We start from the raw sequence: 8,107 nt of genomic DNA, 5'->3' as shown, positions 1-8,107 counted from the left end.
TTTTAATAATGATTTTTTTCAATAAAAGATTATTTGCAAATGCAGGCACCATCCAAAGAATTGGATGGTGCCTGCAACTTAGGTGAAATTTCCTTTATAAAAAGAGGGAAATTCCCAAGTTTGGAGGCCCCTATAACTCTAACTAATTTCCTCTTGACCGATCAAAGAAAAATATTTTTTCTCCTTTATTTGGTAATAGATTTAACTCCTTTGCCTGATCCGCGTGATTTGTCATAATCTCATTAAAAAGTTCCTTCGCAGATTTATTCTTTGTTTCTATACCCAATTTATCAGCTGCTTGGAAAATTTGTTTTTCTCTGACTTCATTTGCTAATTTGTGAAGATCTTTATTATTAGTAGAAATGCCCAATTCTTTTGCCTCTTTTTTTAACAGTTTGTGTTTGAATTTGTTTTTCACTTACCTCACCAGGTAATTTTTTTTGTCCTTTTTTCGGACATTGTTCAAATGATACGCCATCTTGTCTGTATTGAGCCATATCCGTGGAAATGTCTTTTTAAAGAGTTTGAGATGCCCCATTGTCATGCATATAATTGAGTACATCCATTTTAAACTCAGCAGAGTATTTTGTATAATTTTTTCTCAACAATTCTTCTCCATGTGCCTGAAATATAGCTACCCACTTCTGGATTGTTTGCTGAACAACACCAAGTTGTTTACTAATATCTCTATAAGATAACTTTCCTTTTTCATATTTCATATTCTGTTACTGTCCATAACTTATCTTCAAACATAAATTTTGCCATACAAAAACTGCACCTCCATTTGTTAGATTTCTGTCTAAAAATTTCGGTGCAGTTCATTTCTGGTTGGTGCCTGACACTGCTTTATTTGTTTAATATGTTAATATTGGTGATTCTCAAGCCATTCAACATATTCCGTAATTCCTTGTTTTAGTAGCACCTGCGGTTGATATCCAAGATCCTCTACTGCCCTGGTGATATCAAATTTTGCGTTCTGATCAAGGACATCTATCGTACCGGGACCAATATCTATTACTGCCTCGGGGAACAATTCTTTAATGTTGTCCACCAATTCCGCATAGCTAATTTGGGTCCCTCCTGTTATGTTATAAACCCCATAACGCAGTTTATTTGGTTGTACAGTTAAAGCCTGTATCGAAGCGGCCGCAACATCGGTAACATGAACGTATTGAAATCGATACTCGATCCCCTTCTCTTCCATTGTTGGTACTCCATCAATGGCATTTCGGATTAAAGTCTTCATGTAGCACTGCATAAACTGACCTGGTCCATAAATCCAACCCGGCCGTAGTGAAGGAATCTCCATCCTATATAATTCGCTATAAACCCGAGCTAGCTTTTCTGTAAAAACTTTCGTAGCTCCATACGGTGTAGTAGGATTCAACTGGGCATCTTCATTAATAAACTCTAATTCCTGATTGTTTCCATAAGCGCATTCAGAACTAAAATTTACAACTCGTTTTACCCCGTTCAGTCTAGCCGCCTCAAAGACATTGGTAGTTCCCACCGCATTCGTCATGACGGTTTGATAGGGAATGTCGCGCGAAAAATAGGGATGTGAGATGGCGGCAGTATGAATAATGCCGTGCACCTCATACTTTCGTATTGTCTCAATCAACAATGGTAAATCCATGAGGTCTCCCTGTATATACATGAGCTGCCTATCCTTATTGTTTTCTAATCCACGCCGGTCATAACTGACAACCGTTTCTCCCCGTTCTCGAAGCATGCGGACGAGTGTTGTACCTAAAAATCCCATTCCACCTGATACTAAAATACTCATACTAAACCACCTTTTCACTTTGAGATCGTTTCGAAACAGCTAATAGGCTTAAGAATTCAAAGACAATGGTTGCGGCAGTCAATGCCGTCACTTCAGTTGGATCAAATGCTGGAAGTACTTCTACCAAATCAAACCCAACAAACCGCAGCCCAGCTAACTGGCGAAGCATGTGCTGTGCTTCCGCACTGGTGAAACCAGCGATTTCCGGAGTACCGGTTCCAGGGGCATATACGGGATCGAGAAAGTCAATATCAAACGTAAGAAAAATCTTTTGATTTTCGACCCTTTGTCTAACGCGCTTCATTGTTTCATCCAAGCCGATGACCCGTATTTCATCGGCCGTAATGACCTCAAACCCTAATTCCCGTGCTTCATTGATATCATTTGGATCATAGACGGTTCCGCGCATTCCGATTTGAATGGAACGGGATGGATCAATAACACCCTCTTCTAAAGCCCGGCGAAATGGGGTTCCATGCGTATACTTTTCTCCCCAATACTCATCCCATGTATCCCCATGAGCATCAAAATGTACAAGCGATAACGGACCATGGACACTTGCGAGAGCCCGTAATTCTGGTAAGGAAATGGAATGATCCCCACCAAGAACAATCGGAACTGTACCACCTTTTGCCCACTCCATAACATGTGCTGTAATGTTTTGATGACTTTGCTGCGTATTACCGGGGATAACCATTACATCCCCACCGTCCACACCTGTTATATAGTCAGAAGGACGAATCTGATGGAATACATTGGCAGGGCGCAAAAGAACTGAACTGCGGCGAATAGCCTCTGGACCAAATCTTGCACCAGATCGATAGCTTGCGGATGTATCAAATGGAACACCTAGGATAACAAAGTCTTTTTTTTCTATTTCCTGTTGATAAGGCAATCTCATAAAGCTTCGGATACCTGAAAACCTCGGCATTGTCATTGGGCTAGGCAATTCAAATTTTTCACTCATCGCTTTCCCTCATTTCTAATATGGATACTCTTCAAGTACAATTTCCCCTTTTTTCCAAGCCTCATGAATATCCAGCGGGGTACAGAACCAAACGTCTGGATGGGATTGAATATAAGTAATCAGTTCATCAAGCATTCTTATACGTGAAGCCCTGCCAATAATTTCTGGATGCATCGTAAGGAGAAAATAGCGACCATCTTCATACATGGCACTAAACTCAGCCTTCCATAACCGCAGAACCTTTTCTGGTTCCTCAATTACATAACCAGACTGTGGTACCGCAGAATAAGCAAATTGCTCCCAATCATCGAGCATCCAGGTAACAGGAAGTTCCAAAAGCTTCGATTGGTCCACCGGAACAAGATATGGCACATCATTTCCCATCAAGCTGCTATCAAAGACAAATCCATGTTTAACAAGGAGCTGTTGGGTTTGCCTAGTAACTTCCCATAATGGAGCACGAAACCCCTTCGGAACCTTACCCGTGATACGATACAAAATCTCTTTCGATTTTGCTAAAATAGTATCTTCCTCTTCAAAGGTAAGGGTATCTGTTCGTTCATGGTAATATCCGTGGCAGCCAATTTCGTGGCCTTGTTCATGTATTTGCCTGACCAGATTTTCATCCAATTCTGCTGTATAGCCCGGAATAAAGAATTGGGCTTTTAGATTGTGTTTGGCAAGAAGACGCAAAATTCTATCTGCCCCTACCCTGCGGCCATAAGCCCCTGATGAAAGTAAAGATAAACGTTGATGGTTTTCTTTGTCGAGAATCCAAGCGGATTCCGCATCGACATCAAAACTTAAGGAAACGGCCGCTTTTTTGCCTTTTGGCCACGAGAAATTAGTCATACCTCTATGAAACCCCCTTTAATCCATTTTTCATATTTGCTCACTTTGCGTACGATGGTCGACTGATTGACACCCAGGACTTCCGCAATTCGGTAGGTTGAACCAAATTCTTGATAAGCTCTTCGTAACAGTTCTGCTTCCACATATTCAACCGCCTGTTTTAGAGGAATGACACGATGAACAGTAATGGCAGATTTTGGCGTTTCGGCCTTGATCGTACCAGGAAGGTCCTCAAGACTAATTAATGACCTGCTTGAGGTAAGCACCAGTCGTTCCATTAAATTTTCAATTTCTCTAATGTTACCTGGCCAGTAATAGGCTAAAAACCGCTGCCGAACGAGTGGTTCGACCTGTTTCAACAGCCCATACTTTTGATTAAATTTATTTAAGTAAAGGTCAATTAAGTGCGGAATTTCTTCCGTTCGGTGCCGGAGAGGAGGAATATGTATCGGAATGACATTCAAGCGGAAATACAAATCCTCCCGAAATTTGCCCTCCGACAATAATTTTTTTAAGTCCTTATTTGTGGCAGCAACAATCCTAATATTCGATTTGCGCATCTTATCACTGCCTACACGCCTGAATTGGCGCTCCTGAATAATCTCCAAAAGCTTGACTTGAATCTGCATGGGTAACTCGCCAATCTCATCAAGAAAAAGGGTCCCCTCCTCCGCTATTTCAACTAACCCTTTCTTCCCTTCCTTTCGTGCTCCAGTAAAGGCACCGGATTCATAACCGAACAATTCTGATTCAAACAAGGTTTCTGGAATGACACTGCAATTTACTTGTATAAACGGACCGTTTTTTCTTGGACTCCATTCATGAATCAGCTTCGCAATGTTCGATTTCCCTACACCTGATTCACCTGTGATTAAAATTGTAGAATCCACCGGTGATACTTTACTGACAACTTCAATGACTCCCTGCATAATCGGGGATTCTACTACCATCTGCTCATCCACGTTTTTTGTCAATTCCACTAACTCGGTTCGATAGGTAGAAAGAAGTGACTCCGTATCTTCCAATCTTTTTTCCATTTGTTTGATTTCCGTGAGATCCCTGCAATTAAAGATGATCCTAATCAATTTTCCAGTATCATCCAAAACTGGATTCCCAGTCACGTACAGCGTTCTTCCATCCTTCGTGGTTTGCACAATGGACCTTCGTTGTTTATGTTTGATAATGACTGGAGTTAACGACGGAGAAAAATAACCCGCTCCACTAAGCTCCTGGGCTTTCCTGCCAACCATTTCATTGCTATTAAGTCCATATTGGTTTTCTCCCGCTGGATTGACCCGCAGGACAACACCTTGGCCGTCTGTCACGAAAATTTCATCAAAGGAAGAATTGAAAATAATCTCTAAATCCTCGTTCATTTCTGATAGTTTTCTTACTTCTGTGATGTCTTCCAAGTTGCAAATCCCATAGGATTCAAAGCTTGAGTACGAACATTGATATACTCGCCCTTGAAAGGATATGAAAGGTGGTTCATTTGGGTGGTCAAGTAATAATGAACTAAGCTCAGCGATGGAAAAAGTTAAGCGGGCAAGCTTATTGGTATAGATAACCTCCACTTCCTTATTCCAAACCACAACAGCCATAGGTTGATTTTCTAAAATGGACCAACCTAAGTTTTCGGATAATAGATTACTATTTTGCATGGGCCACCTCCGTCTATACTAGTACTGTTTATATATGATGCAAAACCACACTCCCCAATGTGATTTTGCATTATGACGAATAATAAATGTGGCTCTGGTTAGAGCCACTAAGAGATTATTGATTTGATATGCTATGTAAGCTCCCTTATTTTACATTTTGAGAAAGCTCCAAATTTAGACCATCCCCTTTTCGATTTCGCTTTCCATAAATAACCCAAAAAATACCCGTAATGATGATTCCAGCACCAAGGTACCAAGCATGGTATATATCATCAGGGTTTACAGGGACTGCTCCGGCAGTGTACCCAATGTAACCTAAGACTCCCATGGCGAGTACAGGGAAAATAGAGGCTAACATTGCAACCCCTGTGCTTTTTTGCTTAAACATGGCCCGAATAAATGAAACGAGTATAGAAAGATAGGAAAATACTAAGGTTATAGTTACCATGTCATAGTACCATTGGAGTTGTGCGAGTGGTTTCGCCCAAACAAGAGTGATAGCATAGATACAAATAATCGTGTTAACAAGCCAAGGCACCTTTCGACCATTAATGGTGCTAAACACTTTCGGCAAATGGCCTTCGATACTCATCCGATAAGCCGCACGAGATCCCGAAGTAAGAGAAATCTGTAATCCCGCACATGCAGATGTAATAACAACAAAAATAGCAATCCAGCTAAGTGTGGGGGGCAGGTATACATTCGCTACAGCAGCAATCGGTCCACCATCACCGCTTTCAACGATTGAGGCTAATTTATTAACTGGAACAGCGTACTGCCAGCCGATGGCAGCTAAGCTATAAATAAAGAAGGCTGAAGTAACGACTAAAATGATGGATCGCTGAACGGTCCGAACTGGAACTTTGGCTTCTTCAATAAGATTGATAGATGAGTCGAAATTTGCTAACATCCAAACTCCGAAAAGAACTGCGGGCCCCATAACGGACCAGCCGCCAGCTTCTTTGATGGAATAAAGTGAAGAAAAAGAAAGATTGTCCACTTGTGGGTTAATAATTCCGCAGAGCCCAAGACCCACTACAACGAGAATTTCAAAGATTAAGAAGGTTCCAGCTACCTTCGCAGTTATGTCGATCCCCCGAAGACAAACGATAAGAAATACAATAATCAGCACGGTTCCAATCAGCTTTGCTGCTACTCCCCCTTCAAGTCCAGGAATAAGGGCTTGGATATAATCCGCTCCAATCACCGCTGTCATCGGTGTAACGGTTGCACAACAAATGACATAGGACCAGCCTAATACGGTTGCAGCATGAGGATGAATAAACTTTTCTGAGAAGGTAAAGACACCTGCTGCAGATGGAGCCTGGCGGGTGAGATACACCATACTTAAAGCCAATACAAGCATTGGGAAAAAATAAGCAATGAGAATCGCCAATGGTGAAGCCTTCCCGGAAATCGAATAAAGAATCGACATAGACGAAGCAGCAACCCAGGCAGGAGCATTAAAACCAAGTGCTGCCATCACGACGCCAAAGGTATTGAGCCTACCTTTATTCAGTGTGGTAGGAAGCTCCTGAATGGTTCCCTCCCTGTCATAACCAATAAATTTAGAAAATCCCATGAAACATACCCCTTTCATTTCTATTTTTTTTAAAATTAGAAATTGTACTTCGTCCAATGAAAATACTATTAAATTAGGATTCTAAATTTTACAAAAATCATAGATACTTAGAAGGGATTTTATTTTTTATATGGTAATGTCTTTAAACAAAATCAAGCTAAAGTTATCCATTCATAACTCCTCCTCCATTTACCCCAATGATTTGGCCAGTCATAAAACTGGCTTCCTCTGAAGCAAGAAACAGGATAACATTTGCAATTTCACTAGGATAGGCAAGTCTTTTAAGAGGATACTTAGCTGCCTCTTCTATGGCATAATTCGGTCCTAACCTTTCAACGAGCGGGGTCATTGTTCCACCGGGTGCGACTGAATTCACAAGCACCCCATGAGGTCCCCATTCCCTTGCCAATGCCTTGGTAAATGCAATAATTCCGCCTTTGGCTGCACTATAATGGACTAGGCGCTCACAGCCTAATTGGCCGAGATCAGAGGATATATTGATAATTCTCCCCGATCCTTGATTAAGCATCAGCCTCCCAGCTTCCCGGGAACAATTGAAAGTACCGTAAAGATGGACCTTCATCATGACATCCCATTCCCTATCGCTCATCTCCAACATAGAAACCTCTTGTAAAAATCCGGCGTTGTTGACTAAAATATCAAGGTTTTCTATTTCCGCGAACATTTCCCTAACCTTGTCAGCATCGGAAATATCACCTAGCATCAGTTCAACCTGAACCCCATGGCATAGCAATTCTTCTTTTATCTGCTGAACATATTGCTGAGTGGGCAGATCATTAAGGTAGACCTTAGCACCCGCTCTCGCAAATGCAATGGCCGTTTCCTTTCCAATTCCACTTCCAGCTCCAGTTATAAATACTTTTTTGTTCTCAAACCTTCTCATAGATACAGCCACCTTTCATTAAAGCGCTTCCATAATAATTTTAATGCAAGAAGCATGCCAATCTGTCGCCTGCCGCAAAATCAAGGCAAATGTGCAGTAAAAATCTAAATGTTAATGCAAAATTGCATTACTTTCATACTGGGGGAGAATGCAATAATCTGAAAAATGTGTAAGATTACTTGTCATTCCAATCATTATTTTAGATGATGCATAATTGCATCATTCTTTTCAAAAACGCATTATCTTTATGGTTATTCGCCGGCACTTTTATTTCAATAGCAATAGATAGGAAATTAATATTTTTGTCATTACTTGATTCTTAATAGATTAGAAAAATATGTTATCTATCGAATAT

Annotated in this window: 8 protein-coding genes; all 8 read right to left on the bottom strand. The window is 40.9% G+C overall.

Annotated elements, in window-relative coordinates:
- Positions 1-142 precede the first annotated feature (142 nt).
- The 8 genes from V7137_RS01680 to V7137_RS01645 all read right to left on the bottom strand — a co-directional run bounded on the left by V7137_RS01680 (position 143) and on the right by V7137_RS01645 (position 7,752).
- Positions 143-418: a hypothetical protein gene (locus tag V7137_RS01680; protein ID WP_335696467.1), complete on the bottom strand. Its 276-nt coding sequence runs from the start codon at positions 416-418 to the stop codon at positions 143-145.
- Between the two features lie 97 nt (positions 419-515).
- The gene (locus V7137_RS01675; protein WP_335696466.1) at positions 516-719 is read right to left on the bottom strand and encodes a helix-turn-helix domain-containing protein; all 204 of its coding nucleotides are present in this window, start codon (positions 717-719) and stop codon (positions 516-518) included.
- A 143-nt stretch (positions 720-862) separates the two neighbouring features.
- Complete coding sequence (locus V7137_RS01670; protein WP_335696465.1) at positions 863-1,786, bottom strand: NAD-dependent epimerase/dehydratase family protein; 924 nt, start codon at positions 1,784-1,786, stop codon at positions 863-865.
- Position 1,787: 1 nt separating this feature from the next.
- Entirely contained in the window at positions 1,788-2,753 is a 966-nt protein-coding gene (speB, locus tag V7137_RS01665) for an agmatinase (protein ID WP_335696464.1), read from the bottom strand.
- A 15-nt stretch (positions 2,754-2,768) separates the two neighbouring features.
- Complete coding sequence (locus V7137_RS01660; protein WP_335696463.1) at positions 2,769-3,605, bottom strand: polysaccharide deacetylase family protein; 837 nt, start codon at positions 3,603-3,605, stop codon at positions 2,769-2,771.
- Positions 3,602-5,266 carry a sigma-54 interaction domain-containing protein gene (locus V7137_RS01655; RefSeq protein ID WP_335696462.1) on the bottom strand — a complete coding sequence of 555 codons (1,665 nt, stop codon included), beginning with the start codon at positions 5,264-5,266 and terminating at the stop codon, positions 3,602-3,604. Before V7137_RS01655 ends, V7137_RS01660 begins: the two co-directional genes overlap by 4 nt.
- A gap of 145 nt (positions 5,267-5,411) precedes the next feature.
- Positions 5,412-6,848 (bottom strand): APC family permease, encoded by a 1,437-nt coding sequence (locus V7137_RS01650; protein ID WP_335696461.1) that lies wholly within the window; start codon positions 6,846-6,848, stop codon positions 5,412-5,414.
- Positions 6,849-7,011: 163 nt separating this feature from the next.
- Positions 7,012-7,752 carry an SDR family NAD(P)-dependent oxidoreductase gene (locus V7137_RS01645; RefSeq protein WP_335696460.1) on the bottom strand — a complete coding sequence of 247 codons (741 nt, stop codon included), beginning with the start codon at positions 7,750-7,752 and terminating at the stop codon, positions 7,012-7,014.
- Positions 7,753-8,107 lie beyond the last annotated feature (355 nt).

Source organism: Neobacillus drentensis (genome assembly GCF_036962765.1).
Lineage (GTDB): Bacteria > Bacillota > Bacilli > Bacillales > Cytobacillaceae > Neobacillus > Neobacillus drentensis_C.
The sequence above is the reverse complement of the archived record's forward strand: the minus strand, read 5'-3'. Positions and strand labels throughout refer to the sequence as shown.